This is a genomic window from Thermococcus sp. M36 (genome assembly GCF_012027355.1).
Classification (GTDB): domain Archaea; phylum Methanobacteriota_B; class Thermococci; order Thermococcales; family Thermococcaceae; genus Thermococcus.
Window position 1 is genome coordinate 1 of sequence record NZ_SNUH01000062.1, and the last position, 575, is coordinate 575.

The 575-nt window shown below is 35.7% G+C and carries 1 protein-coding gene; it reads left to right on the forward strand.

Annotated elements, in window-relative coordinates; genetic code table 11:
• Positions 1 to 143: 143 nt before the first annotated feature.
• On the forward strand, positions 144 to 575 hold a 432-nt coding region (locus tag E3E36_RS12935), incomplete at its 3' end, for a hypothetical protein (protein WP_206203624.1).

The window sequence follows — 575 nt, forward strand, 5'->3', positions numbered from 1 at the left end:
AGCTAATATCGGGCTTGACCGAATTCTATTTGGTTTTAGTTGTTAACTTCAACATCAGTTTTTCAATCGGCTTCAGTTGCAGGGCGGACACAGCATCAATTCCAGCCCTACGGCAAGCCTCCAACGTTGCAAGCAATTTTAAAATGACAAAACTTTTATTAATAATTTCAGGACTTTTCTTTCTTTCTGCGTGCAGTATTGATAATCGTTCTAAAGACACAGACAAAAAAATTGTCGACACATTAAATCAAGTAACCAACGTATCAGACAATTGGATATTTGATAAGGTTGACAGTACTAAACTGCTTTTCAAAAATTCAAAATCGTTCGACACGCACTTATATGAACTACAATATATCGGACAAATCAATTTGCAAAACAAAGCACCATTTTTAATATTTTCAGGACGAGACTGCAATGAATGCGATGCAAATATTTCAATTTATATTCACTCACCTAGCGATGGTCAGCTTACAGTTGATTATGGACAAAATCGCTATCAATATCCTGGCACTGAAAGGGACTATGAAACAGATAGCTTGACTTATATTTCAAGGGCTTTTTATGGTCAAGTA